This window comes from Brachybacterium sp. AOP29-B2-41, from assembly GCF_052378395.1.
GTDB lineage: Bacteria > Actinomycetota > Actinomycetes > Actinomycetales > Dermabacteraceae > Brachybacterium.
In genome coordinates this window covers 13,779-39,018 of sequence record NZ_JBQSXR010000001.1, presented here as the reverse complement: position 1 = coordinate 39,018, position 25,240 = coordinate 13,779, and the positions used below count along the sequence as shown (strand labels likewise).

The window sequence follows — 25,240 nt, the reverse complement described above, 5'->3', positions numbered from 1 at the left end:
CCGCCCGGCCGCGTGACCGTCCTCGGGCCGCCGCGTACACTGACCGCCATCGGCATCGACCCGGCCATCACCGGCGAGCCGCGGGAAGAACCGCCCGTTGTCCGTTCGCGGGCACGGGCCTAGTAGAACCCGCCGGGACCAGCCCGTCACAGCTGAGGAACAAGGGGAGGCCCCTGGATCGCCACCGGCGATGCAGCGGACGTCAACCGAGGTGGTACCGCGCCACCGGCCCTGCGCCGGGAAGCGTCCTCGGACTGCGTGTTGTCCCAGCTCTTACCCTTGTTCTGCCTCGGAGGTCCGTCCCATGGTCTACCCGGTCAGCGGAGACCCGCTCGTCCCCTCACCGAACCTGCCCTCGCTCGAGAACGCCATCCAGGAGTTCTGGCGGCAGGACGACACCTTCCGTGCTTCGATCGCCCGGCGCGAGGGTGCCGAGGAGTTCGTCTTCTACGACGGTCCTCCCTTCGCCAACGGCCTGCCGCACTACGGCCACCTGCTCACCGGCTTCGTCAAGGACGTCATCCCGCGCTTCCGCACCATGTGCGGGAACAAGGTGGACCGCCGCTTCGGCTGGGACACCCACGGGCTGCCCGCCGAGCTCGAGGCGATGAAGGAACTCGGGATGACCGAGAAGTCCGAGATCGAGGCGATGGGCGTGAAGGAGTTCAACAACGCCGCCCAGGCCTCGGTGCTGAAGTACACCAAGGAGTGGGAGGACTACGTCACCCGCCAGGCCCGCTGGGTCGACTTCGAGAACGACTACAAGACCCTCGACGTCACCTTCATGGAATCGGTGCTGTGGGCGTTCAAGACCCTGTACGACAAGGGGCGGGCGTATGAGGGCTACTACGTGCTGCCCTACTGCTGGAAGGACCAGACGCCGCTGTCCGCGCACGAGCTGCGGATGGACGATGACGTCTACAAGGAGCGCCAGGACCAGACCGTCACCGTCACCTTCCCCTTCACCGGGGAGAAGGCCCAGCAGCTGGGCCTTGACGGCGTGAAGGCGCTGGCCTGGACCACCACTCCCTGGACCCTGCCCACCAACTTCTCCCTCGCCGTCGGTCCCGAGCTCCAGTACTCGGTGGTCCCCGCGGGGCCGCTGGGCGCCGCCGACGGCACCGCCGCAGGTGCAGGCCGCTACCTCATGGCCACCGCGCTGCTCGGCTCCTACACCAAGGAGCTCGGCTACGAGAGCGCCGAGGAGGCGCTCGCCGCCTGCGAGGAGCGCGTGTACGCCGGCTCCGAGCTCGAGCACGTCGCCTACGAGCCGCTGTGGACCGTCTATTCGGAGGACCGGGCGAAGTGGGGCACCGAGAACGCGTGGATCGTCACCGTCGCGGACTACGTCTCCACCGATGACGGCACCGGCGTGGTCCACCAGGCCACCGCCTACGGTGAGATCGACCAGCAGGTCAACGCCGAGTACGGCATCCCCGTGATCGTCTCCGTGGACGAGGGCGCCCAGTTCCTGGACTACTTCGCCGGCACCGCGCTCGACGAGATCGCCGGGGTGCAGGTGTTCGAGGCGAACCGCCCGATCATCCGCAACCTCCAGCAGGCCGGACGCCTGATGCGCGAGGCCAGCTACGTGCACTCCTACCCGCACTGCTGGCGCTGCCGTAACCCTCTGATCTACAAGGCCGTCTCCTCCTGGTACGTGAAGGTCGCCGACCAGCGCGAGCGCATGCTCGAGCTGAACGAGCAGATCGACTGGGTCCCCGGGAACGTCAAGCACGGCCAGTTCGGCAAGTGGCTCGAGGGTGCCCGCGACTGGGCGATCTCCCGCAACCGCTACTGGGGCACCCCGCTGCCGATCTGGAAGAGCGACGATCCGAACCATCCCCGGATCGACGTGTATGGGTCCCTCGCCGAGATCGAGGAGGCCTTCGGCACCCTGCCGCGCAACGAGCTCGGCGAGGTGGACCTGCACCGTCCGTACATCGACGAGCTCACGCGCCCGAACCCCGACGACCCCACCGGGCAGTCCACCATGCGTCGTGTCGAGGAGATCTTCGACGTCTGGTTCGACTCCGGCTCGATGCCGTTCGCGCAGATGCACTACCCCTTCGAGAACACCGAGCGGTTCGAGTCCCACAACCCGGCGGACTTCATCGTGGAGTACATCGGGCAGACCCGCGGCTGGTTCTACGTCATGCACGTGCTCTCCACCGCACTGTTCGACCGGCCCGCCTTCACCTCGGTGATCTGCCACGGCATCGTGCTCGGCGAGGACGGGCAGAAGATGTCCAAGTCGCTGGGCAACTATCCCGACGTGCGCGAGATGTTCGACAAGTACGGAGCCGACGCGATGCGCTGGTTCCTCATGAGCTCCCCGATCCTGCGCGGCGGGAACCTCGTGGTCGATGAGCCGAAGATCCGCGATGCCACCCGTCAGATGGTGCTGCCGCTGTGGAACGTCTGGTACTTCCTGGGGCTGTACGCCAATGCTGCGGGCCAGAAGGACGCGGCCGGGAAGCCGACGGGCTACCTCGGGAAGACCCGCTACGACTCCAGCGATGTCATGGACCGCTACCTGCTGGCCCGCACCGGCGACCTCGTGCGCGAGGTGAAGGAGGCGATGACCGCGCTCGCGATCGCGGACGCCGCCGAGCTGGTCCAGGACTACCTGGACATGCTCACCAACTGGTACGTGCGCCGCTCCCGCGACCGTTTCTGGGAGGGCGACGAACAGGCGATCGACGTGCTCTCCACGTGCCTGTCGACCCTCTGCCAGGTGGCGGCGCCGCTGCTGCCGATGGTCACCGAGGAGATCTGGAAGCAGCTCACCGGCGGGCGCTCCGTGCATCTGACCGACTGGCCCGATGCGGACCTGTTCCCCCGTGACGCGGAGCTGGTGGCACAGATGGACGATGTGCGCGCGATCGCGAGCGTGGGCAACTCCCTGCGCAAGAAGGGGCAGCTGCGGGCGCGGCTGCCGCTCGCCGAGCTCACCGTGGTCCACCACGCCCCGAGCACGCTGGAGGCGTTCTCGGGGATCATCGCCGACGAACTCAACGTCAAGGCCGTGCGCCTGCTGGACGTCGCGAGCGAGGAGGCGCAGGGGATGGGCGTCGAGCAGCGGCTCAGCGTCAATGCCCGCGCCGCCGGCCCGCGCCTGGGCAAGCAGGTGCAGACGGTCATCAAGGGCTCCAAGTCCGGTGACTGGTCCGCTGACGAGAACGGCGTGGTCATCTCCGGCGGCATCGAGCTCGCCGAGGGCGAGTACACGCTCGACCTGGTCGCGGGCGAGTCCGCGGCGATGGAGGGCCGGGCCGTCGGCGTGCTGCGAGGCGGGGACTTCGTCGCGCTCGATACCCGGGTGACCGCTGAGCTCGAGGCCGAGGGCGTGGCCCGGGACGTGGTGCGCGCGATCCAGTCGGCTCGCCGCGAGGCAGGCTTCGACGTCTCGGACCGGATCCGACTGACCGTGGACGGCGACGAGTCCGTGACCGCTGCCGTCGCCGTGCATCGGGAGCTGGTCGCCGGTGAGGTGCTCGCGGTCGAGGTCTCTGTGCCGGCCGGACCGGCCGAGGGTGCGCACGCAGCGAGCGAGAAGGTCTCCGGCGGAACTGTCACGGTATCCGTGACCCGCGCCTGAGACTGCCTCCGTCCTCGAGCGGCCCCAGACCGGATCAGACCGGTCTGGGGCCGCTGCGCTGCTGGACCCGGCCGCGGGGCCGGAGAGCGCGATCGGGGGTGCGGCAATCCGCCGAGGTGGGCACTTCTCCCCATCGCGCAGAGCAGGCCCTCCTGGATAGCGTGACGGCATCGACGTCGGCGTGCACTATGAGCTCAGGGGACCTTCATGACACGTTTTCGCTCCCACCTCGAACCGGCGCTCAGCGCCGCCTTCGCCCGACTGCGCGAACCACGGCGGATCAATCCCACCTGGCTGCCCCAGCTCGACGGTGCCGCGCTGGGGCGACCCGACCTGGCCCCCGGGGAGCAACGGCTCGCCCAGCGTGCTCTGATCGCCCCCGTGGTCACGGTGCTCACCGCCACGACCCCGGAAGAGACGGAAGAGCTCCGCATCGTCCTGGATGCCGACGGCGCGATCGCGCTGACCCGGATCGGGGACGGCCCGTACGAATGGTGGGATGCCCCCACCGACGTGATCCCCCACCTGGTGCTCACGCTGCTCTCCTCCTCTTCACGACTGTCCGCCGCACCACAGATGACGACGCGAGGCCCGCACAACGCCCTCACCATCACGCTCGAGCAGCGGCGGTCGATCGCCGCGCGCATCGCCGAAGGGACACCGGCACATGCGGCCATCGCCGCACAGACCGATCTCAGCGAGCCGCTGCGCGACGCCCTCCTGAGCGACCGCGACAGGGCCACCTTCGATATCTGCATGCACGTCCCACCGAGCACGCACGCTCCGATGCTGCGATTCCACCTGCTGCGTCGTTGGAATGCGGGCGTCCACGGCCTGTACAGCGCCGACGGCGACACCGGATTCAGCGACGACCTCCATCAGGTCGCCGATGGTGACGTGCTCGCCACCGTCCTGCCCCTTCTGGAGGAGGGCGCCGGACTGGCGTCCGGCACGGAGATAGTGGCATGACCTTCTACGGCATGGTCCCCGAGGAGGTCCGCGCACAGGCGGACCGCTGTGCGAACGGCGCCGAGCAGGTCAGCAGCCTGCAGCAGCGCCTGGACGGCATCGTCCAGGGCACGTCCTGGACCGGCCCTGACCGCGACGACTTCCTCTCGACCTGGACGAACCACGCTGCGCCCGGTCTGGCGCGCCTCGAGATGCTCCTGACCGAGCAAGCTGGAGCACTGCGCGGCGAAGCCGACGAGCAGGACAGAGTCTCGGGAGAGGAGACGGGGGACCCCCTGGCGAACCTCTTCGAGGATGCCGGGGACTGGCTCCGGGACCGGGCTGAGGACGCCGGGGATTGGCTCCGGGACCGGGCCGGGGACGTCGAGAAATGGTTCAAGGACAGGGTCGAGGACGTCGAGGACTGGTTCCGAGACCGGTTCCACGACACCTTCGGCGACGCCTCCGATCCCGACCGGCCCTGGGCGGAGATCTTCGCCCAGGACATCGTCGATGAGCTCGTCGAGGGGGAGAAGCTCGACCACCCCACAGAGGTGGAGGTCCTCGGCTCACGCGAGATCACCGACAGCGACGCTCCGGAGAGCCTCGAGGACCTCGTGCTCGACAACGACGAGAGCCGTCGGACGATCCCCGGCACTGAGCCCCCGCGAGAGTATGACCCTCTGGATGAGGCACAGATCCGTATCCAGACGGTGACGGGTGCCGACGGCGTCGAGCGGTACATCGTCCACGTCCCTCCCACTCAGGGCGCGCCGCTGCAGGAGAAGGTCAGCGTGCTCGGGCATGAGACGCCGATCCCCGACGTGGACGCCACGCTCGAGGGATGGAACGAGCAGGGGCAGCCGTTCGGATGGGACAACAACCTCTACGCGATGGCGGGCAAGGAGAACGCAGGAGCGAACGCCGTGAAGGAGGCGATGCAGGAGGCCGGGATCCCGGAGGGCTCCGAGATCGCGTTCGTCGGCCATTCACAGGGAGGTCTCGTCGCCGCGCAGCTCGCCGATGACCCCTCCTTCAACGGTGGCAGCTACCAGGTCACCGACATCTTCTCGGTGGGCTCCCCGGTCCAGACCTACACCCCGGCGAACTCGGACACCGACGTGCTCAACATCCAGCACGTCGAGGACGGCGGGAACCAGGGGGACTTCGTCCCCACCCTCGACCTCGAAGGCAGCTCGCATGCTCACCCGGACGGCAATCCGGCACCCAACGTCCGCGACGTCTCCTTCGGCACACCGAATCCGTCGGACGGCTACACCCCGGAGAGCGACAACCACCAGGCGCACAACTCAGTGCTGTGGAACGAGGACGGCACCGCCCACGATCCGGATTCCGCGTACTACGGGACGGTGCGGAACAACGGTGACGATCCCGCACTCGCGGCGAAGGAGGAGCGGATGCAAGGGAAGTACTTCGGGGAGGGAACGTCCATGGATGAGGACGTCGTGGTCGATGTCAGACGCACGCCGTGAGCTCGGGTGCGCGGCTCGGGTCAGCAGCAGACAACGCCGACCCACGAGCACGGGTCAGCTGATCCCGTAATGGTCGTAGAAGTGGCCCAGGGTGGCGAACGTCGACTCACCCAGATCGACCAGCTCGGTCGCGGTGACCTCGGCGCCCTCTGAGCCGATCCCGGCGACTTTGGCGACTTTGATCCCGCGGTCGCCCCCGTACCTGCGGTGGAGGACCTCGACGCCGAGGCCCCAGGCTTCGTCGAAGGCGTCACGCAGCTGGTCCGCAGCGACGTCGAGCTCGATGCTCCCGGAGATCAGGGAGCCCAGCCCGCCGCCGGCACCGAAGCTGATCTCTGCGCCGGTGACTGCCGGGGCGCCCTCGATGGCGTCCTCCACAGCCTGCTTGCCGGGGCGGAGCACCCCGCAGCCGGTGAGCATCGAGACCAGGCCCATGGCACCTCCAGCCAGTGCAATCCGGCGGTTCATGTGCATCGATCCTCTCGGTATCGCCCGCGGAGCACAACGGTACCTCGCATGATCGCCACGATCGACCCCAGGCGGTGTGTTGCAAGTCGGTATCAGCTGGTCATCACAGCTTTCCAAGCGGGTTTTCCGGACCTATCCTGAGCGGAGGATCCACTCCTCGGGATCCTTGGACATCGGAGATCATGATGGTTCGCCCCGCCCCCCTGCCATTTCCCTCATCCGCGGCGTCGGCAGGTCCGGTGACAGCGCCACCATCACCCGAGCGCACCCATGGATTCCGCGTCCTGCTGCTCGCCGTCTCCCTCTTCGTGCTCGCGGGTTCCGTGCTCGCCGGCTCCCCAGGAGCCCGGGCCGAGACGCCACCGCCCGGGCTCGGCGGTTTCTCTCCGGGCTTCCTCATCACCGATACCCGGATGTTCGACTCCACCGCGATGGACCGTGCAGGAGTCGACTCCTTCCTCGACGCGCAGGGGGCGAACTGCGTCGACGGCACCGATGGCGCTGACTGCCTGAAGAATCTGACGGCGGACACGCCGCAGCGAGCGGCCACCGCCTACTGCGCCGCGATCCCGGCGGCCAACAACGCCACCGCAGGCAGGATCATCACCGATGTGGCCCAGGCCTGCGACGTGAACCCGCAGGTGATCCTCGTGATGCTCCAGAAGGAGCAGGGACTGATCACCACCCGGAATGCGACGCCGACGCAGCTGGAGAAGGCGCTCGGCTTCCGCTGCCCCGACTTCCAGGCCTGCGATCCGGCGTTCGGTGGTTTCGTCCACCAGATCTACCACGGCATCTCCCGCCTGCAGGAGTACGGCGACCCTGCCCGTGGTGATCGCTACCAGGCGGGGCGGACCTACGACATCCAGTACAGCCCTTTTGAGTTCTGCGGCTACGGCGAGGTGAAGATCTTCAACCGGGCGACGGCAGCGCTGTACAACTACACGCCGTTCACCCCCACCGAGGCCACCCTCGCCGCAGGTGCCGGCGCGGTCCCCGACGATGTCTGTGCGACCTACGGCAACCGCAACTTCTTCCGCACCTTCTCGCTGTGGTTCGGCTCGCCGACCGGCGCCCCTGAGGACCGCTACCCGATCACAGCACCCTGGGGGAAGGACCCTGCCGCACCGTTCACCGATGTGCCCTACGGCAGCTCGATCTTCTTCACCGAGATCGCATGGATGAAGCACACGGAGCTCTCCACCGGCTGGGCCGACGGCACCTACCGACCGCTGCAGCCGATCGCCCGCGACGCGATGGTCGCCTTCCTCTATCGCGCCGCCGGGGAGCCTGCCTTCACGCCTCCGCGCACGTCTCCTTTCAAGGATGTGCCGCGCAGCTCGCAGTTCTTCAAGGAGATCGCCTGGGCCGAGTCCGAGGGGATCACCACCGGATGGTCCGATGGGACCTTCCGTCCCCTGCAGCCCGTGAACCGGGATGCGATGGCGGCGTTCCTCTACCGTTCCGCCGGGGAGCCTGCCTTCACGCCTCCGCGCACGTCTCCATTCACGGATGTGCCGCGCAGCTCGCTGTTCTACAAGGAGATCGCCTGGGCGGAGGACGAGCGCATCACCACCGGCTGGTCCGATGGGACCTACCGGCCGCTGCAGTCGATCAACCGGGATGCGATGGCGGCGTTCATCTACCGGATGACGATCGACTGACTCCGGGCACCGTGCATGACATGCTCAGGGCTGAACCTTCCGACGAGGGGATGAGCATGGTGAGCAGACGTGGAGTTCTGGGCGGGGCCGCTGCCGCGACGGCACTGCTGCTGGGCGGGTGCGGGTTCGGGCGCAGGAATCTCCTCGCCGCGGCAGAGGAGGCCGCGGCCGGGGTCGAGGGCGTCTCCGCAGTGGAGCTCGAGATGGCCGATGGCGCGAACTTCGAGCGCCTCCTGCGCGGCACCGTCTCCCTGGAGGCGGAGGACCGTGACAGTGGCCTCGTGCTCTTCGACCAGGTGATGCGCGAGGTCGTGACGGTCATCCATGCAGAGCTCGACGATCCGGAGGCTCGCAGCCTCAGGGTCGGGGGGATCACCGCAGCACTCGATGGCGGGGAGGAGCTGACCCCGCTGGATCTTCTCCCCGACCTGTCGATCCCGAATCCACGACGGGATCGGGTGACGGCCGAGTCGTTCTACGAGAAGTACGGACTGAGCTGAGCACGGGATGGCTGGGCGACCGGCGTTCCGCTCGGGCCTCCGCACGGGGCGCTCACAGCGCGCCGCGCCCCACCGTCACGACCTGGGACTGTGCGACGTAGGTCCCTTCCCCGAGATACCTCCCCGTGAGGTCCTCCTGCAGCGCGGAGAGCGTGGGATCGCTGGCGGTGGCTCGGCCCACGCTGCCTGAGTACCCACCCTCGGCGCCACCGCCCGGGCTCATCGAATCATGGTTCGACTCGAGCACGGTGACGGGATGGAGCGAGGAGACCGGATAGCCCGGCAGCGATACCTCGTGCCGGTTCTCCGCCACCAGGGTCCCGCCGTCGACCTGCGCACCGTTCAGGTCGAGCGCCGCGATCAGGTCCCCGCTGGCCCCGCCGGTCCCGATCGTGCTCTCGTGGTTCACGTTCACCGACTGCGTCGACAGCTGCGCGGGGACGACTGTCTGCACCGGCGAGCCCACCGAGAAGGTGTGCGTCACGTCGTAGGTGCCCGGCTGTCCGGAGGCGCTGTTGAAGGTGGGATCGGCGGAGAGATGATTCGCGACGATGCCACCCTGGGAGTGGCCGACGATCATCACCTCCGCACCCGGCGGCACCCCGGCGGCCTCCAACGCGGCCCGGACGTCATCCATCGCGGCCGGATGCTGGCCGGAGACCAGGCGCAGATTCGATCCCCAGTCGCGGGAGTTCCCCTGCGCGCCGTAGGCGCCGGGGGCATCCAGGACGCTCGCTCCTTCGGTGGGCGGGATCTGGATGATGAACGCCGGCTCCCCGCCCTCGAGGCCGCGCACCTCCTGAATGCCGATCTGCCCGTGCTCCAGCGGACCGCCCGGGTTGTCGATGCGCACCGCATCGTTCTGCTCGACCAGCTCCTGCAGGGTCTGAGGGCTCTGCGCCGGGCCCGCATCGACGGTCACCGACTCGACGATGCCGCCGGGCCGGTCATCCAGGAACGGGGTGTCCTGGCCGGTGAGGGCCTCGAAGACTCCGGTGCCGGCGGATCCTGCGGTGACCAGGCCTGCGGCGGCGACCTCGGCGATGGTCGGCACCCGCTCGCCGGTGGCCCAGTCCTCGAGGATCTCCCCGAAGTGGCCGGCGTCCCGCTGGAACTGTGCGAACCCCTCCGTGCGCACCCCGAGCCGATCCAGACCGTCGCCGAGCAGGTCCATCCCGGTGGTGACGCTCCAGCCGATTCCGTCGGAGACCCTGCCCGCCGGCCCCGAGGCCGCTCCGTCGACAGGGATCTCGAGCCACTCCGGGATCCAGGGACCGCCCTCGCGGAGGTGCCCGCCGCTCGTCCCCGAGGCGTCCCCGGGTGGAATCGCGGAGATGCTCGGATCCGTCGGAGCATCCGGGTCAGCGGCGGCATCCGGGACAGCGGTGGCGCCGTCCGGGCTCGAGGCGACGTCCTGCTGATCCGCCTCGTGGAGCGCGTCATCGCCCAGGGCCAGGAGCTCGCCGCACATCTCTTCCAGCCGACTCGCGGCCAGTGTCATCCAGCGAGCCCGGAACGCCTCCGCATCGGAGCCCGTCCATGGCGCCCCCTGCACTGTGCTCCCGAGGCGAGCGGTGAGGCCCTCGACCTCGTCGGAGGCCGTGCGCAGGTGCTCGGCGTGACCGCGCAGCTGCGCGGTGTCCATCCCCCAGAAGGTGTTCATCGCGCGCTGCCTGACCCGGCGCAGGCGCCGGCGAATCGCAGGCCCTCCTCGAGAAGTGGGAGGAGGGTGCCGAGCACGTCGCCACCACCCACCGGATGGACGGCCAGGGAAGGGCCCGAGGGCTGGTCCAGGCGACACAGGCCCTTCTGCCCGGTCACCCAGAGCCTGGACCAGGTCACCGGTCGCTCTGTCACCAGCCCTCTCGGATCGTGGAGGGTCAGGGCGAGGGAGATGCGCGGGCCGGTCGCAGTCAGCGCATCCCGCAGGGTGTCGTCGAGATCCGGGATCGCGGCGAACGCCCCCTCGGGAGGGGCGCCCCGGGTGAGTGCGGCGTAGGCCATGCGGCTCTGCACCGGGGTGAGGCGGAGCGCGTGGGTGCCGCGCACGATCGACAGCTCGGCGGGGTCCAGGTCCACCCCGGACTCCTCGAGCAGCCGGATGACCCTCGCGGGCACGTCCTGGATGCTGAGCTCGGACCACCGCGAGGGCTGGTCCGGATCTGCCTGTTCGACGGTCGTGGCAGCGGGATCCACACCGATCCGCAGCCGTCGCGTCCGCTGCCCGTCCGTCACCGCCACGACCAGCAGCGCAGAGGCCGTGAGCTGTCTCTGCATGAGCTCGAGGCTCGCGCCGTCAGGGAGATCCGCTGGTGGCAGTGGAGTCGGTGCAGAGCCTTCGGCCAGCGCTCGATACACCGGATTCCAGGATGCCTCCGGTCCCGTTCCCCTGCGCGCCCATTGCGAAGCGTGCTCCACGGTCGCGATCACCTCGGTCATCGCACCCCTCCTCGTCTCCGGCGCGACCCCGTCGGCCGCCGGTCCTGCTGCTGAGGCTATGAGCGGGGCCGCATGCCGGTGACGGGCAGCACTCTTCCTGTGGACCGGCACCCGGTGGGGAGGAACGGTCCCAGCCCTGCCTCGTACACTGAACGACGCCCGTTCACCCCTCGTCCCCGCAGGAGCCGCTGTGCAGAAATCTCCCCGCCAGGGGCCATCCCGTCAGGCCATGTCGCCCGCAGTGCGGGAGGTCTACGCGGCGCTGCTCGAGCGCGCGCCCGAGAACCAGATCGAGCCCGACCTCAGCCGCATCACCCGGGTGATGGAGCTGATGGGGGACCCGCAGAACTCGTACCGCTCCATCCGCATCGCCGGCACCAACGGGAAGACCACCACCGCTCGGATCCTCGAGCGGATCCTGCGCGAGGCCGGTCTGCGGACCGGGCGCACCACCAGCCCCCACCTGCGCTCTCCCGTCGAGCGGATCGCGATCGACGGAGCCTCGATCGACGAGGAGGGCTTCCTCCAGGCCTATCGCGATGTCGAGCCCTTCGCTGCGATCGTCGATGCAGAGTCGGAGGCCGCAGGAGGCCCGCCGCTGACGTACTTCGAATATCTGACCGCCATGTCCTTCCAGGCCTTCGCCTCGGCGCCGGTCGACGTCGCCGTGGTGGAGACCGGCCTCGGCGGCACCTGGGACGCGACCGGCGTGGTTACCCCCGACGTCGCCGTGATCACCCCGATCTCCCTGGACCATCAGGAGTACCTCGGGGAGACCATCGCCGAGATCGCGGGGGAGAAGGCAGGCATCCTCACCGCGGAGGCCACCGCGATCATCGCCTCCCAGCCCTATGAGGACGCCGCCGATGTGCTGCGGGCACGGATCGGCGAACTGGGCGCGGAGGCGGCCATCGAGGACCAGCAGATCGGCGTGCTCTCCCACACCCCGGGGGTCGGTGGCCAGATGCTGACCCTCCAGGGCATCGCGGGCCGGTACGAGGATCTCTTCCTCACGCTGCTCGGTGAGCACCAGGCCCGCAACGCCCTGCTCGCGGTGGCTGCCGCGGAGGCGCTGCTCGGGGACGGCAGCACCGCCCTGGACGGGCCGCTGCTCAGCGCCGCGCTGTCGAGCGTCACCTCGCCGGGCCGCGCTGAGGTGGTGCGGCAGGCGCCGACGATCCTGCTGGACGCCGCCCACAACCCGGCGGGAGCGCTGTCGCTGGTCGAGACGGTCCGGGAGAACTTCCGCTTCACCCGCACCATCGGACTCATCGGGATCCTGCAGGGGAAGGACGCCGCCGGGATCCTCGACGTGCTCGAACCGCTGCTGGACGCTGTGGTGATCACCCAGTCGAGCTCCCCGCGCGCGATTCCTGCCGACCAGCTCGCGGACCTCGCCCGTGACATCTTCGATGATGAGGACCGCGTCTTCGAGCAGGGGAGCCTGCCCGATGCCATCCAGGCCGCCGTGGACCTCGCCGAGATGGAGGGGGATCAGTTCGGAGGCGTGGTGGCTGCCGGATCGGTGACGCTCGTCGCCGAGGTGCGAGAGCTGCTCGGCGCGCCGGGAGAGGAGTGACGATGGACCTCGATCTCACCCCCTCCGCGCGCCCCCATGGCGCACAGCGGATGATCGCCTCGACGCTCCTCGTCATCGAGGCCTTCGTGGTGTTCTTCGCCGCGCTCGTTGCCCACCAGCTCGCTCCCGGGGACCGGCTGCTCACCTGGACCTGGAGCCTGCTGGCCATGCTCCTCCTGGTGCTCTGCTCCGGGCTGCTCCGGCGTGGTGCCTGGCCGTACTGGCTGGGGCTGGTGCTGCAGCTGCCGGTCATCCTGCTCGGGATCCAGGTGACCGCGATGTGGGTGGTGGGCATCCTGTTCGCAGCGCTGTACGCCTATGGCATTTTCAAGGGCCACCAGCTGGACGGCGAGAAGGACACGGTCGACGCCGAAGTGTGGGCGGCCCGTTCCCGGGATCCGGACGGCCCCACCTCCTGACCGTCCCGGCCCCACGGAGCTGCTCCGCACTTCGACGGTCCCGCTCGTGGGTACCCTGGTGCCATGACCGCACAGCGCACACTCGTCCTGCTCAAGCCCGATGCCGTTCAGCGCAGCCTGCGCGGGGAGATCATCCGCCGCATCGAGGCCAAGGGCTACGACATCCTCGCCCTCACCCAGCGCTCCGCCACCGCGGAGGAGCTCTCCTCGCACTACGCCGAGCATGAGGGCAAGCCCTTCTATCCCGGGCTCGTCGATTACATGGGCTCCGCCCCGCTGGTCGCCATCGTTGTGGAGGGGGAGGGCGCGATCCCCGGATTCCGCTCGTTGGCCGGTGCCACCAACCCCACCGAGGCAGCCCCCGGCACCATCCGTGGCGACCTCGCCCGCGAATGGGATCTCCCCGTCATCCAGAACCTCGTCCACGGCTCGGACTCCGAGGAGTCCGCGGCCCGCGAGATCGCGATCTGGTTCCCCGAGCTGGGCTGAGCCTCCCTGAGCTGGACCTCTCCGGCTCTCTGCACCGCAGGACCCGCACGCCACGGCGAGGGTGAGGCGCGCCGCATCCCGCGGTCCCGCTCCGCCCCCGCTGCGGCGTGCACAATGACGAGCATGGAACTGCCCTTCGTCGTCATCCTTTTTCTGGTGCTTGCCGTGCTGCTCGCCGCAGGGATCCTGATCGTGGTCGCACTGCCGCATCTGAAGAGCCGCGCGAAGCATGACCAGCAGGAGAGCGACCCCCGGCACAGCTCCCGCACACGTCGGTGAGCACCCGTCGGCGCGCTGAATCGCAGTCAGCACCGGGGCTCGCCGGGACGCACAGCAGTGCGGAGGCGTCCCTGGGAGATCACTGTCCAGGGTGCCCGATGCTCGCGGCCTAGACTGGCGGCTGTCCTCGCCGCTTCGTCGGCTTCCCCGACCTCGGAGGTGACCCGTGGATCCCGATGCCCTACTCGCACTGATCGCTGGCAGCGGCGGAGGCGTGCTCGTGCTCGGCGCCGGCGCCTGGGCCTATATCCGCAGCCGCGGGCGGAAGAAGTCCTCGGACGACACCGCCTCGCAGGACCCCACCGGCCATGGCAGCGATACCCAGCCCTCCCGCACCGCCACCGCGGTCAAGGAGCGGCCTGCCGCGCCGACCTGGGCCGACACCCTGTCACCGGCTCCCACGAAGCCCGCTGCACAGGACTCTCAGGCCACGCCACCTGCGCCTGCCGCGGCCCCGGGCTCGACCTCCGAGTCCCATGCCGCAACCCCTGCGAGCGCTCCGGAGTCCACCGCACCGGCGGATGTTCCCTTCGACCAGGAGAACGCCCCCGCACCTTCGGCCATCGACGAGCCGCCTGCCGCTGCTGCCTCCCGCACCGCTGAAACCTCCAGCAGGACTGGCACGACGTCCACCGACGCTGACGTCGCGCCTTCGACGGACCCTGCAGGCCCGGCCGTGGACCCTGCAGAGGCGGAGACGCCGGCAGCCCCGGCAGCGGGCGAGACCGCGACCCCGGTGCAGGGCACGTCCGCCACCCCGGCCCTCGACACCCCCGAGGCCCCGGCCGACCGCATGGTGCGCCTGCGCGAGCGGCTCTCCCGCTCCGGCGCCCTGGGTCGCGGCATCCTCACCCTGCTCACCCGCGGCAGCAGCGTGGACGAAGACACCTGGGACGAGATCGAGGAGACGCTGCTGCTGGCAGACCTCGGCCCGGACGCCACCGACGAGATGCTCGAGAACCTCCGCCGCCGCATCCAGGTGCTCGGCACCGACGATGCCGCCGCGGTGCGCGAGGTGCTCCGTGAGGAGCTCGTGGCCCTGGTGGACCCGGACCTGGACCGCCGCCTGGCCGCCACCCGACGCACTGCACCGGACGGCACCGAGGTGCCCTCGGTGATGCTCATGGTCGGGGTCAACGGCACCGGCAAGACCACCACCGTCGGCAAGCTCGCCCGGGTCCTGGTCGCCGCCGGTCGCACCGTCGTGCTGGGCGCGGCGGACACCTTCCGCGCCGCGGCCGCCGACCAGCTCCAGACCTGGGGCTCGCGCGTGGGCGTGGACACCGTGCGCTCGGACCGGGACGGCGCGGATCCCGCCGCCGTCGCCTTCGACGCGGTCAAGGAGGGGATCGCCCAGGGTGTCGATGTGGTCATCATCGACACCGCCGGCCGCCTCCAGAACAAGAAGGGGCTGATGGACGAGCTGGGCAAAGTGCGGCGGGTGGCCGAGAAGGGCCTGCACGGCGATCACGTCGCCGAGGTGCTCCTGGTCATCGACGCCACCACCGGCCAGAACGGCATGCAGCAGGCGCGAGTGTTCTCCGAGGCGGTCAACATCACCGGCCTCGTGCTCACCAAGCTCGACGGCACCGCCAAGGGCGGGATCGTCGTCAACGTGCAGCGCGAGATCGGCGTCCCGGTGAAGATGGTGGGCCTCGGGGAGGGCATGGACGACCTCACGCCCTTCGACGCCTACGGCTTCGTCGACGCTCTGCTCGAAGACTGACTGCTCGAAGGCTGACTGCTCGAGGGCTGAGCACGTCGACCGTCACCTGAGCAGGCTGCCCGTGGCCTGTGCACGCTGCCCGTGGCCTGGGCACCGGCCCGGAAGGCTCCTCCTCTCGGACCCCCGTCGCTCGCGGCGGGGGTCCGTCGTGCTCGGCCCTGTCCAGCGCGCGGGACGGTGGGTCACGGAACGGTCACGGCGACCTTCCGGCCTAGGCGCTCATCAGCCCCGGCAGCACGATGAGGCCACGGCCCGCACGGCCGTTCGGCCCGGGGTCGAGGTACTCGTCCCGGGACCGGTCCTCCTCACTCCCAGGAGCTGCCATGCCCTTCGTCCTCGACACCGGAGCGACCGCCTGGATTCTCACCAGCGCCGCTCTGGTGCTGCTCATGACGCCAGGCCTGTCCCTGTTCTACGGCGGCATGGTCCGTGCCCGCACCGTGCTGAACATGATGCTGATGTCCTTCAGCGCCATTGCCGTGGTGGCCGTGGCCTGGACCCTCGCCGGCTATTCGATCGCCTTCGGCACCGACATCGGCGGCCTCTTCGGCAACCCGCTGGACCACCTGGGCCTGGCAGGCACCGACGAGCAGTCGCTGCTCGGCGGCAGCGGCGTGCCCTTCCTGGTGGCGGCCGGCTTCCAGATGACCTTCGCGATCATCTCCACCGCGCTGATCTCCGGTGCCATCGCCGATCGCGTCAAGCTCGGGACCTGGATGGTGTTCGCCGCGATCTGGGTGCTCATCGTGTACGCACCCCTGGCCCACATGGTCTGGGGCGGCGGACTGCTCAGCGGTGACGGCCCCTTCGCTGCGATCGCCGAGCCGATCGACTTCGCCGGCGGCACCGTCGTCCACATCAACGCCGGCGTCGCCGGTCTGGTGCTCGCGCTCGTGGTCGGCGTCCGTAAGGGCTTCGGCAAGGAGGCGATGAAGCCGCACAACCTGCCGCTGGTCATGCTCGGCGCTGCCCTGCTGTGGTTCGGATGGTTCGGCTTCAACGGCGGCTCCGCCGGCACGGCCGACGCCACCGCGGGCCTCGCCTGGGTCAACACCACCGTCGCGACCGCCGGGGCGATGCTCGGCTGGGCGCTCGTGGAGCGGATCCGCGACCAGCACATCACCTCCCTCGGCATGGCCTCCGGAGTGGTCGCGGGCCTGGTCGCGATCACACCCGCCGCCGCCGCGCTCACCCCGCTCACCTCGATCGTGCTGGGCCTGGTCGCAGGCCTCGCCTGCGCCCTCGCCGTCGGCCTCAAGTACCGCTTCGGGATCGACGACTCCCTCGACGTGGTCGGCGTCCACCTGGTGGGCGGCCTCGTCGGCACCATCGGCATCGGCGTCCTCGCGGCCGACGGCGGACTGCTGTTCGGCGGCGGCGTGAGCCTGCTGCTGGTGCAGATCCTCGTGGCACTCGCCGCGATGGCCATCTCGGGGGTGCTCACCCTCGCCATCGCCCTGGTGCTCAAGTACACGATGGGCTGGCGGGTGCCCGAGGCGGACGAGCGCGCGGGTATCGACATCACCCAGCACGCCGAGTCCGGATACGATCTCGCCGGAGCGCTGTCCTCCCGCCGTGACCGTCCCGCCCCCGTCCCCTTCGCCGGGACGGAGGTTGCGGAACCCCGCAACCCGGCCCCGACGCCCCTCGCCGCCCCCTCGGTCGAGGCGGACCCCACCCCGGTCACCACAGGAGAGACTCGATGAAGCTCATCACCGCGATCATCCAGCCGCACGCGCTGCAGGCGGTCACAGACTCCCTGCGCGAGTACGGGGTCAGCGGGATCACCGTCACCGAGGTCGCCGGCTACGGTCGCCAGGGCGGCCACACCGAGGTCTACCGCGGCGCCGAGTACACGATCGACACCATCCCGAAGATCAAGCTCGAGGTGCTCGCCGAGATCATCGACGAGCCCGCGATCATCGACCTGATCGTCGCCGGCGCCCGCACCGGGCGGATCGGGGACGGCAAGGTCTGGACCACCGAGGTCGGCACCCTGGTGCGAGTCCGCACCGGTGAACGGGGGGCGGATGCCCTCTGAGGCGCTCTCCTCCCGCCGGATCTCCCAGGTGCTCCACGAGGGCTTCGCGGATCCCGCTGCCGGCCCCTCCCGTCGTCTCGCCCAGTCCGATCTCGTGGACGACTGGCTGCGCGAGCTGTGGGAGCGGGCCGGCGCCCCCGCGTCCGGCACCGGGGCGGCGCTGGCCGCCATCGGCTCTCTGGGACGGCGCTCGCTCGGTCCCGGCAGCGACCTCGACCTGGTGCTGCTGCTGGATCCCGAACGGGTCGACCAGCCGGAGGCGGCCCGGCTCGCGAGCGCGCTGTGGTATCCGATCTGGGATTCGGGCACCTCGCTCGATCACTCGGTGCGCAGCCCCGCCGAGTGCGAGGAGGTCGCCCGGAAGGACCTGCGGGCCGCGATCTCCCTGCTGGACCTGAGGGTGGTCGCGGGTGATGCGGAGCTCGTCGAGGACACCGCGAGGCGCCTGCGCAGCCAGTGGCGTAGTGAGGCCCGGCGCCGGGTGGGGGAGCTGGTCGACCTCGCGACCGACCGCGTCCGCCGCCGCGGATCCCTCGCGCATTCCTCCGAGCCGAACCTGAAGTCCGACCGCGGCGGCCTGCGGGACATCACCGTCATCCGCGCCCTCGCCGAGAGCTGGCTGGCCGATCACGACCACGAGGTGGTCGATGACGCCTCCCGCACCCTGCGCGACGCGCGCGACGCGCTGCAGGCCGTCACGGGATCCTCCGGCACCCGCCTGGGCCGGGCGGACCAGGACGCGGTCGCAGCGCTCACCGGCTACCCGAACGCCGATGACCACCACGCCGTGCTCGCCGAGGCCGCCCGCGCCGTGACCTGGGAGCTGCACCGAGCCGTCCGCGCCGCCGAGGCCGCGATCGCCCCCGGCGGCGCCGCCACCCGTGGGCAGGGCGCCGAGCGCCGTCCTGCCCTGACCCGGCTGCCCCACGGCGTGCTGGTCCAGGCCGGCGAGGTCTCCGTCGACCCGGACTCCCGCGACCTGCTGCGCGACATGGCCGCGGTCCGCCACGCCGCCACCACCGGCCTTCCGTTGGCCGACGCCACGCTCGCCCGCATGGCCCAGGGCACCGCCGCGCCGCTGCTGCCCGCCCAGCGGGACGTTCTGGTCGACGCACTGGCGGGGGAGCACTTCGCCGAGGTCTACGAAGCGCTCGACGTGAAGGGCATCTTCGAGCGGTGGGTGCCGGGATGGGCCGAGATCCGCAACCGCCCGCAGCGCTCGGCCGTGCACCGCTTCACGGTGGACCGCCACCAGGTCGAGACCGTGCTCGAGGCGCAGCGGTTCCTGTCCCGGGTCAGCCGCCCCGACCTGCTGCTGGTCACCGCCCTGCTGCACGACCTCGGAAAGCGGCCCGGCAGCCGCGACCACGCCGCCGAGGGTGCGCCGCTGGCCGAGAAGGCCGCCCGCCACCTCGGCTTCGACCGGGACGACGCCCGACTGGTGGGGGTCCTGGTGCGGGAGCATCTCACCCTGATCGAGCTCTCCACCGGCCGCGACCTCGCCGATCCCACCACCCTGCGCGAGCTGCTGAGCGCGGTCGATGAGAGCCTCGAGGGTCTCGAGATCCTCCGTGCCCTCACCGCGGCCGATGCCATCGCGGCCGGCCCGTCGGCCTGGTCGACCTGGCGCGCGGACCTCGTCGAGCACCTCACAGCAGTGGCCCGCGACGCCCTCAGCGGCACCGCCGCCGCTCCGCGCACCCGGCTGGCCCCGCAGCGACCCGCGCAGGAGGCGGTGCGGGCCGCTGTGCTGCGCGCCGGTGGTGCTCAGGTGCTCTACCCGGCGCACCTCGAGGACGAGCCGATCTCCCAGATCTGCCTGGGTGCCCCTGACGGCGCCGGGGTCTTCGCCGCCATGGCGCGGGTGCTGGTGCGGCTGCGGCTGGACGTGCACAGCGCGGTGGTGATGACCATGGACGGCGTCGCCGTGAACACCTGGTGGGTGGCCGGTGCTCCGTCGGAGCTCCCTCACCCTTCCGTGCTGCGCACCGCACTGGATCGCGAGCTCGCCCACCGCGACCGGGCCGACGCCCGGGTCCTCGAGCTGCCGCCCGCCCCGCCGCCCCGCACCACCGAGGACACCCCGGTGGTGACGCTGCTGCCGGGGGCCTCCCGGGAGGCCACCGTGGTGCAGGTCAACGCGCGCAACCGCCCCAGCCTGCTGGCCGACGTCGCCGGGGTGATCGCCGACCACCGCATCCAGGTGCGCAGCGCCCACGTGATGACCCTGGGCCGGCGTGCGGTCGACGTGCTGTACCTGACCGACCAGCACGGGAGAGCGCTGGACCCGCCCACGGTCGGCCGGATCGTCGCGGCGCTGATGGAGGCCGCGGGCACCTGAGCGGTCGCGCGGTCGGGACGTCGCCGGATCATGACCCGCCGCCGGGCCGGGACCCGCCGCCGGGCCGGGACGGTCAGGGTGGCGGTTCTCTCCTGTGGGCCTGACCGCGCATCCTGGGGCGGCGGCGCCGGGCGCACTACACTGAGGCGGTCCATTCGACCAAGGGGAAGCGCTTCGTGTTCAACAACCTCTCCGATCGCATCACAGCGTCGCTGAAGGGTCTGCGCGGCCATGGCCGCCTCACCGAAGCGGACGTCGACAAGACGATCCGCGAGATCCGTCGTGCCCTGCTCGACGCCGACGTCGCCGTCTCGGTGGTGCGCGAGTTCACCGGGCGCGTCCGCGAGCGCGCGCTCGGCGAAGAGGTCTCCAAGGCTCTGAACCCTGCCCAGCAGGTCGTCAAGATCGTCAACGACGAGCTGGTCGAGGTGCTCGGCGGGGCCACCGGTGAGCTGCACTGGGCGAAGAACCCGCCCACGGTCATCATGCTCGCCGGCCTGCAGGGCGCTGGCAAGACCACCCTCGCCGGCAAGCTCGCGAAGTGGATGAAGTCCGAGGGCCACACTCCGCTGCTGGTCGCCGCTGATCTGCAGCGCCCCAATGCCGTGACCCAGCTGCAGGTCGTCGGCGAGCGGGCCGGGGTGCCGGTCTTCGCCCCCGAGCCGGGCAACGGCGTGGGAGACCCGGTGCTGGTGGCGATGAACGGCGTCTCCACCGCCCAGTTCCAGCAGCATGACGTGGTCATCGTCGACACCGCGGGCCGTCTCGGCATCGACGAGGAGATGATGGAGCAGGCGCGGAACATCCGCGACGCCGTCAATCCTCACGAGACCCTGTTCGTGGTCGACGCGATGATCGGTCAGGACGCCGCCCGCGTCGCCGAGGCCTTCCGCGATGGCGTCGGCTTCACCGGCGTGGTGCTCTCCAAGCTCGACGGCGACGCCCGTGGCGGCGCGGCGCTGTCGATCACCGGCGTGACCCAGCGCCCGATCCTGTTCGCCTCCACCGGTGAGAGCCTCGACGAGTTCGAGCGCTTCCACCCGGACCGCATGGCTAACCGCATCCTCGATATGGGTGATGTGCTCACCCTGATCGAGCAGGCGGAGAAGGCCTTCGACCACGAGGAAGCGGAGAAGGCCGCCGCGAAGCTGGCCTCCGGCGAGGACTTCACGCTCGACGACTTCCTCTCCCAGATGCAGCAGCTCAAGAACATGGGCAGCATCAAGAAGATGCTCGGCATGCTGCCGCACAGGGGCCAGTACCGCGAGGCGCTGGACAACTTCGACGAGGGAGAGATCGGCAAGGTCGAGGCGATCATCCGCTCGATGACGCCGCAGGAGCGCAACGACCCCAAGCTCATCAACGGCTCGCGCCGCAACCGCATCGCCAAGGGCTCCGGCACCAGCGTGCAGCAGATCAATCAGCTGCTGGAGCGGTTCAAGCAGGCCCAGCAGATGATGAAGACGATGGGCAAGGGCATGGCCGGCGGTGGCATGCCCGGGATGCCCGGCGGCCCCGGCATGGGGATGGGCAAGAAGTCCCGCGGCAAGCAGGCCCCGCAGAAGCAGCTCAAGAAGGGCAAGTCCAAGAACCCCGCCAAGGCTGCACGCGAGCAGGCCGAGGCCGCGAAGCGGGCCGCAGCAGGCGGCGGTCCCGGTGGCCAGGGCGGATCGGCCTTCGGCGGCGGCGCCGGTGGAGGAGCCCAGCAGGCCGGCCAGCCGGATCTCTCCGACTTCGACCCCAATCAGCTCCCCCCGGAGATGCAGAAGCTGTTCGGCGGCAAGTGACTGCCGCGGCTGCCGGGCTCGGCGTGGCTGCTGGGGTCGACGTGGCCAGATGAAGAAAGGTGCCAGGAGACTGGCACCTTTCTTCATCTGACCAAGCCCGGCCGGGGCCCGACCCCCGACAAGGGCCTGCGGTTTTCTGGCCCCGCCGCGGGCCAAAAAGTTCCAGCAATCCGGCACTTATCTTCGCCTGGCCAAGCCCGGCGCCCGCCACGTGCCGAAAGGTTCCAGGAATCTGGCACGTTTCTTCATCTGGCTGGGCCTTGCCTGGATCGACCCCTTCTCGGGCCCGCGCCCAGGTCCGCCGCAGGCCCAAGCCCAGGTCCGCCGCGGGCCCACGCCCGGGTCCGCCGCTGGTCCACTCCCGCCCACGGGCCGAAAGGTTCCAGGAGAGTGGCACGTTCTTCCCCGGCGGGCCGGTCTGAGACTCTCGAAGCCACTCTCGACCTGGCCCCAGCACCTGTCTCTTCCTCCACAGCCGTGCATCATCCACAGCGGGGGTGAGCCCGGCCCAGGCCGGTCCTCTCCTCTTTACGCTCGAGCAATGTCACTTCGACCCGAGGACCTGCGCAGGGGCGTCTTCTACAGCCGTGCGCGCCTGCTCGAGGACGGTATGCATCGGCGTGACCTCGCCTCGCACGCCATGCGCCGGGTGCTCCCCGGATGGTGGGCCCGCTCCGATGCCGAGCTGGCCTTGGAGGGGCTCGCCCGGTTCTTCGTGACGCACGTCCGGCCGGGGGCGGTGCTCAGCCACCAGACCGCGGCCGAGATCCTCGGCGTGCCGCTGCCTGTGCCGCTCACCCTCGTGGGCGGGTCCGCTCTGCACTGCAGGGGGCCGGGCGGCACCGGCGCGACGGCGGGATCGCTGGTCGTGGTGCACGCGGCTCTCGCTCAGCGGGAGATCTCCCATAAGGGTCTGCCGATGGTCCATCCGCTCCTCGCCCTGCAAGACATCGCCGCGCGCCTGCGGCCGGTGGATCTCGTCGTGGCGCTCGACGCACTGGCGACCGATCGCTTCGGCGCGAAACGTCGGGTCCGCATGGCTGAGATGGCAGAGATCGTCGAGGAGCTGCGTGGCCGGGGCGCCCCGGCGCTGCGGAGCGCGCTCCCGCACGTGCGTGAGCGCTCGTGGTCCCCGATGGAGACCAAGGTGAGACTGCAGCTGCTGCGGCACGGGTACCCGGAGCCCGCGCTGAACCACCCCGTCGTCGAAGCGTCCACGGGGATCGAGTACTTCATCGATCTCGCCTACCCGGAGAAGAGGATCGCGATCGAGTACGACAGCGAGGATCACCGCCTCGATCGCAGAGCGTGGCAGCACGACATCAACAAGAACGATGTCCTCCACGAGTCGGGGTGGAAGGTCATCCGGGTGACGGTCGCGGACCACCGTCGGCCGCAGGTCTTCTTCGCCCGCCTGGACGATGCACTGCAACGCCGACGAGGCCCCGGATGACACCCCTGGCGCCGACGAAGCACTCGCCCGGCCGGACAGGACGGGACAGGACGGGACAGGACGGGACGGGACGGGACAGGATGGCCGGACCCGAGGTGGCCCCCGGTGCTCAGATACCCTCGGATCATGCGCATTCCCGTCGGCCCATCCCCGGTCCTGCACCTGCGCGGGCCGGTCCTGCTGGGCCCCGACCGCGAGCTGCCGGAGGCGTGGGTGGCAGACGGCCGGATTCATCATGAGCGCCCCGAGCTCCCGGCCGGCGAGGAGGTCCTCGCGCTCGACGGCTTCACGGTCCCCGGCCTCGCGGATCTGCACTGCCACCTCGGGATCGCCGACGGCGGCGGGGGCACCACGCTCGAACAGGCCCGTCAGCAGGCGCTCACGGACCGCGACACCGGCGTGCTGCTGATCCGCGACGCCGGTTCGATCATCGACACCTCTCCGCTCCAGCAGCACAGCGACCTGCCGCGGCTGATCCGCTGCGGCCGACACCTCGCCCGCACCCGCCGCTACCTGATCGGCTACGCCGACGAGGTCGAGCCTGAGGCCCTCCCGGCCGCGGTGACTCGCGAGGCGCACCGCAGCGACGGGTGGGTGAAGCTGGTGGGGGACTGGATCGACCGCAGCCTCGGCGACCTGGCCCCGTGCTGGGACGCGGAGGACTTCCGCGCAGCGGCCGATGCCGCTCATGATGCGGGCGCCCGCATCACCACGCACACCTTCGACGAGGCGACCCTGTCGCTCGCCCTCGACGCAGGCTTCGACTGCCTCGAGCATGCCACCGGGCTCACCGACGCGACGATCGCCCGCGCCGCCGAGGCCAGCGTGCCCGTAGTCACCACGCTCGTGAACGTCGACGAGTTCAAGGCTTATGCGAGCCAGGGGGAGCGGAAGTTCCCCGCCTACGCCGCGCACATGCGTCGCCTGCGGGCGGGCCGGTTCGAGCGCACCCGCGATGCGCACGACGCCGGCGTGCAGCTGCTGGTCGGCACCGACGCCGGGGGAGTGCTGGGCCACGGCATCATCCACGACGAACTCGACGAGCTGGCCCGCGCCGGACTCACTGCCGCCACGATCCTGGACGCTGCCGCCTGGGCACCGCGCCGCTTCCTCGATGTGCCCGGGCTGGAGGAGGGGGCCCCGGCTGATCTGCTGGTGGTGCCGCGGGATCCGCGTGAGGACCACCGCGCGTTGCGGGAGCGCAGCCGGGTGGTGCTGGGCGGCAGGATCGTCGCCTGACGTCGTGCGCGAGGCGGTGAGGTCCGTGCACCACGGCGGGCGCGAGGCCAGCGTGTCTGTGCACCGGGGCGGGCACGGCTGCGCCAGCGGGTGACGCGCTGCGAGGCGTGTGCCCCGGCGCACACGGATCGGGGTGGAACGTCGACCCGGATCCCTGGCATAATCAACCCCTGTATGTGCATGGACCGGCCCTCTACCAGCCTGTGCACGACACCCCGAGAACCGCCAGCGCCCGCATGACCCCACAGGCTGCGGCGGGACTCACCCGAACATCTTTGAAGGAGTCCACCCACGTGGCTGTCAAGATCCGTCTGAAGCGCATGGGCAAGATCCGTGCACCGTACTACCGCATCGTCGTCGCCGACTCGCGCAAGAAGCGCGATGGCGCCGTGATCGAGGAGATCGGCAAGTACCACCCGACCGAGCATCCCTCGGTCATCGAGGTCGAGTCCGAGCGTGCACAGTACTGGCTCGGCGTCGGCGCACAGCCGACCGAGCAGGTCGCTGCGCTGCTGAAGATCACCGGCGACTGGCAGAAGGCCAAGGGCGAGGGCGACGCCGCCGGCACCCTGAAGACCGCCGAGGTCAAGAAGACCGCCGAGGAGCTCATCGCCGACGCCGACAAGGCTGCCGCCGAGTCCCGCGAGGGCGCGAAGAAGGCCAAGGACGCGAAGGACGCCGAGACCGCAGAGGTCGAGGCCGGTTCCGAGGAGGCCCCGGCCGAGGGCGAGACCACCGCCGACGCCGACGCCGCGGCGACCGACGAGGCCTGAG

20 protein-coding genes are annotated in these 25,240 nt (G+C 70.3%); 17 read left to right on the top strand and 3 right to left on the bottom strand.

Annotation, left to right across the window (positions count from 1 at the left end; all coding sequences use genetic code 11):
- The first annotated feature begins 304 nt into the window (after positions 1-304).
- From ileS to ACT3T9_RS00170, 3 genes are all read left to right on the top strand, one after another.
- On the top strand, positions 305-3,601 hold the full coding sequence (gene ileS, locus ACT3T9_RS00180; protein WP_444605739.1) for an isoleucine--tRNA ligase: 3,297 nt from the start codon (positions 305-307) through the stop codon (positions 3,599-3,601).
- Between the two features lie 207 nt (positions 3,602-3,808).
- Positions 3,809-4,570 (top strand): hypothetical protein, encoded by a 762-nt coding sequence (locus tag ACT3T9_RS00175; protein ID WP_442331916.1) that lies wholly within the window; start codon positions 3,809-3,811, stop codon positions 4,568-4,570.
- Entirely contained in the window at positions 4,567-6,042 is a 1,476-nt protein-coding gene (locus ACT3T9_RS00170) for a hypothetical protein (protein WP_442331917.1), read from the top strand. Before ACT3T9_RS00175 ends, ACT3T9_RS00170 begins: the two co-directional genes overlap by 4 nt.
- A gap of 54 nt (positions 6,043-6,096) precedes the next feature.
- Here ACT3T9_RS00170 and ACT3T9_RS00165 read toward each other — a convergent pair whose 3' ends face one another.
- Positions 6,097-6,510, bottom strand: a complete 414-nt coding sequence (locus ACT3T9_RS00165) for a hypothetical protein (RefSeq protein ID WP_442331918.1) — start codon at positions 6,508-6,510, stop codon at positions 6,097-6,099.
- 239 nt (positions 6,511-6,749) lie between these two features.
- Here ACT3T9_RS00165 and ACT3T9_RS00160 point away from each other — a divergent pair, with 239 nt between their 5' ends.
- Together ACT3T9_RS00160 and ACT3T9_RS00155 are read left to right on the top strand one after the other, a co-directional pair.
- Positions 6,750-8,174 carry an S-layer homology domain-containing protein gene (locus ACT3T9_RS00160; protein WP_442331919.1) on the top strand — a complete coding sequence of 475 codons (1,425 nt, stop codon included), beginning with the start codon at positions 6,750-6,752 and terminating at the stop codon, positions 8,172-8,174.
- A gap of 56 nt (positions 8,175-8,230) precedes the next feature.
- Complete coding sequence (locus ACT3T9_RS00155) at positions 8,231-8,674, top strand: hypothetical protein (protein WP_441443611.1); 444 nt, start codon at positions 8,231-8,233, stop codon at positions 8,672-8,674.
- Between the two features lie 52 nt (positions 8,675-8,726).
- Here ACT3T9_RS00155 and ACT3T9_RS00150 read toward each other — a convergent pair whose 3' ends face one another.
- The gene (locus tag ACT3T9_RS00150) at positions 8,727-10,337 is read right to left on the bottom strand and encodes a WXG100 family type VII secretion target (RefSeq protein ID WP_441443610.1); all 1,611 of its coding nucleotides are present in this window, start codon (positions 10,335-10,337) and stop codon (positions 8,727-8,729) included.
- Positions 10,334-10,951: a hypothetical protein gene (locus ACT3T9_RS00145; protein ID WP_441443609.1), complete on the bottom strand. Its 618-nt coding sequence runs from the start codon at positions 10,949-10,951 to the stop codon at positions 10,334-10,336. Before ACT3T9_RS00145 ends, ACT3T9_RS00150 begins: the two co-directional genes overlap by 4 nt.
- A 391-nt stretch (positions 10,952-11,342) precedes the next feature.
- Here ACT3T9_RS00145 and ACT3T9_RS00140 point away from each other — a divergent pair, with 391 nt between their 5' ends.
- From ACT3T9_RS00140 to rpsP, 12 genes are all read left to right on the top strand, one after another.
- Positions 11,343-12,692: a bifunctional folylpolyglutamate synthase/dihydrofolate synthase gene (locus tag ACT3T9_RS00140; protein WP_444501716.1), complete on the top strand. Its 1,350-nt coding sequence runs from the start codon at positions 11,343-11,345 to the stop codon at positions 12,690-12,692.
- A 2-nt stretch (positions 12,693-12,694) separates the two neighbouring features.
- Positions 12,695-13,111: a DUF4233 domain-containing protein gene (locus tag ACT3T9_RS00135; protein WP_444501717.1), complete on the top strand. Its 417-nt coding sequence runs from the start codon at positions 12,695-12,697 to the stop codon at positions 13,109-13,111.
- A 63-nt stretch (positions 13,112-13,174) separates the two neighbouring features.
- Entirely contained in the window at positions 13,175-13,600 is a 426-nt protein-coding gene (ndk, locus tag ACT3T9_RS00130; RefSeq protein WP_441443606.1) for a nucleoside-diphosphate kinase, read from the top strand.
- Between the two features lie 123 nt (positions 13,601-13,723).
- Positions 13,724-13,879 (top strand): hypothetical protein, encoded by a 156-nt coding sequence (locus tag ACT3T9_RS00125; protein WP_441443605.1) that lies wholly within the window; start codon positions 13,724-13,726, stop codon positions 13,877-13,879.
- A 166-nt stretch (positions 13,880-14,045) separates the two neighbouring features.
- Complete coding sequence (ftsY, locus tag ACT3T9_RS00120; RefSeq protein WP_444501718.1) at positions 14,046-15,605, top strand: signal recognition particle-docking protein FtsY; 1,560 nt, start codon at positions 14,046-14,048, stop codon at positions 15,603-15,605.
- Positions 15,606-15,928: 323 nt separating this feature from the next.
- On the top strand, positions 15,929-17,311 hold the full coding sequence (locus ACT3T9_RS00115; protein WP_441443603.1) for an ammonium transporter: 1,383 nt from the start codon (positions 15,929-15,931) through the stop codon (positions 17,309-17,311).
- Positions 17,308-17,646 (top strand): P-II family nitrogen regulator, encoded by a 339-nt coding sequence (locus ACT3T9_RS00110; RefSeq protein ID WP_441443602.1) that lies wholly within the window; start codon positions 17,308-17,310, stop codon positions 17,644-17,646. The genes ACT3T9_RS00115 and ACT3T9_RS00110 overlap by 4 nt, the downstream gene beginning before the upstream one ends.
- Positions 17,636-19,987, top strand: a complete 2,352-nt coding sequence (locus tag ACT3T9_RS00105) for an HD domain-containing protein (protein WP_441443601.1) — start codon at positions 17,636-17,638, stop codon at positions 19,985-19,987. The genes ACT3T9_RS00110 and ACT3T9_RS00105 overlap by 11 nt, the downstream gene beginning before the upstream one ends.
- A gap of 176 nt (positions 19,988-20,163) precedes the next feature.
- Positions 20,164-21,774, top strand: a complete 1,611-nt coding sequence (ffh, locus tag ACT3T9_RS00100) for a signal recognition particle protein (protein ID WP_444605738.1) — start codon at positions 20,164-20,166, stop codon at positions 21,772-21,774.
- Between the two features lie 541 nt (positions 21,775-22,315).
- Positions 22,316-23,227 carry a DUF559 domain-containing protein gene (locus ACT3T9_RS00095; RefSeq protein ID WP_441443599.1) on the top strand — a complete coding sequence of 304 codons (912 nt, stop codon included), beginning with the start codon at positions 22,316-22,318 and terminating at the stop codon, positions 23,225-23,227.
- Positions 23,228-23,353: 126 nt separating this feature from the next.
- A complete protein-coding gene (locus ACT3T9_RS00090; RefSeq protein ID WP_444501720.1) occupies positions 23,354-24,466 on the top strand; it encodes an amidohydrolase family protein in 1,113 nt (370 codons plus the stop codon).
- Positions 24,467-24,759: 293 nt separating this feature from the next.
- A complete protein-coding gene (gene rpsP / locus ACT3T9_RS00085; protein ID WP_441443597.1) occupies positions 24,760-25,239 on the top strand; it encodes a 30S ribosomal protein S16 in 480 nt (159 codons plus the stop codon).
- The last annotated feature ends 1 nt before the right edge of the window (position 25,240 follow it).

Coding starts and splice junctions, on each gene's coding strand:
- ACT3T9_RS00175 (WP_442331916.1), top strand. CDS start 3,809: ATGACACGTTTTCGCTCCCACCTCGAACCGGCGCTCAGCGCCGCCTTC.
- ACT3T9_RS00090 (WP_444501720.1), top strand. CDS start 23,354: ATGCGCATTCCCGTCGGCCCATCCCCGGTCCTGCACCTGCGCGGGCCG.
- ACT3T9_RS00170 (WP_442331917.1), top strand. CDS start 4,567: ATGACCTTCTACGGCATGGTCCCCGAGGAGGTCCGCGCACAGGCGGAC.
- ndk (WP_441443606.1), top strand. CDS start 13,175: ATGACCGCACAGCGCACACTCGTCCTGCTCAAGCCCGATGCCGTTCAG.
- ACT3T9_RS00095 (WP_441443599.1), top strand. CDS start 22,316: ATGTCACTTCGACCCGAGGACCTGCGCAGGGGCGTCTTCTACAGCCGT.
- ACT3T9_RS00155 (WP_441443611.1), top strand. CDS start 8,231: ATGGTGAGCAGACGTGGAGTTCTGGGCGGGGCCGCTGCCGCGACGGCA.
- ACT3T9_RS00125 (WP_441443605.1), top strand. CDS start 13,724: ATGGAACTGCCCTTCGTCGTCATCCTTTTTCTGGTGCTTGCCGTGCTG.
- ACT3T9_RS00140 (WP_444501716.1), top strand. CDS start 11,343: ATGTCGCCCGCAGTGCGGGAGGTCTACGCGGCGCTGCTCGAGCGCGCG.
- ACT3T9_RS00135 (WP_444501717.1), top strand. CDS start 12,695: ATGGACCTCGATCTCACCCCCTCCGCGCGCCCCCATGGCGCACAGCGG.
- ACT3T9_RS00105 (WP_441443601.1), top strand. CDS start 17,636: ATGCCCTCTGAGGCGCTCTCCTCCCGCCGGATCTCCCAGGTGCTCCAC.
- ACT3T9_RS00150 (WP_441443610.1), bottom strand. CDS start 10,337: ATGAACACCTTCTGGGGGATGGACACCGCGCAGCTGCGCGGTCACGCC.
- ileS (WP_444605739.1), top strand. CDS start 305: ATGGTCTACCCGGTCAGCGGAGACCCGCTCGTCCCCTCACCGAACCTG.
- ACT3T9_RS00165 (WP_442331918.1), bottom strand. CDS start 6,510: ATGAACCGCCGGATTGCACTGGCTGGAGGTGCCATGGGCCTGGTCTCG.
- ACT3T9_RS00110 (WP_441443602.1), top strand. CDS start 17,308: ATGAAGCTCATCACCGCGATCATCCAGCCGCACGCGCTGCAGGCGGTC.
- ACT3T9_RS00115 (WP_441443603.1), top strand. CDS start 15,929: ATGCCCTTCGTCCTCGACACCGGAGCGACCGCCTGGATTCTCACCAGC.
- ACT3T9_RS00145 (WP_441443609.1), bottom strand. CDS start 10,951: ATGCAGAGACAGCTCACGGCCTCTGCGCTGCTGGTCGTGGCGGTGACG.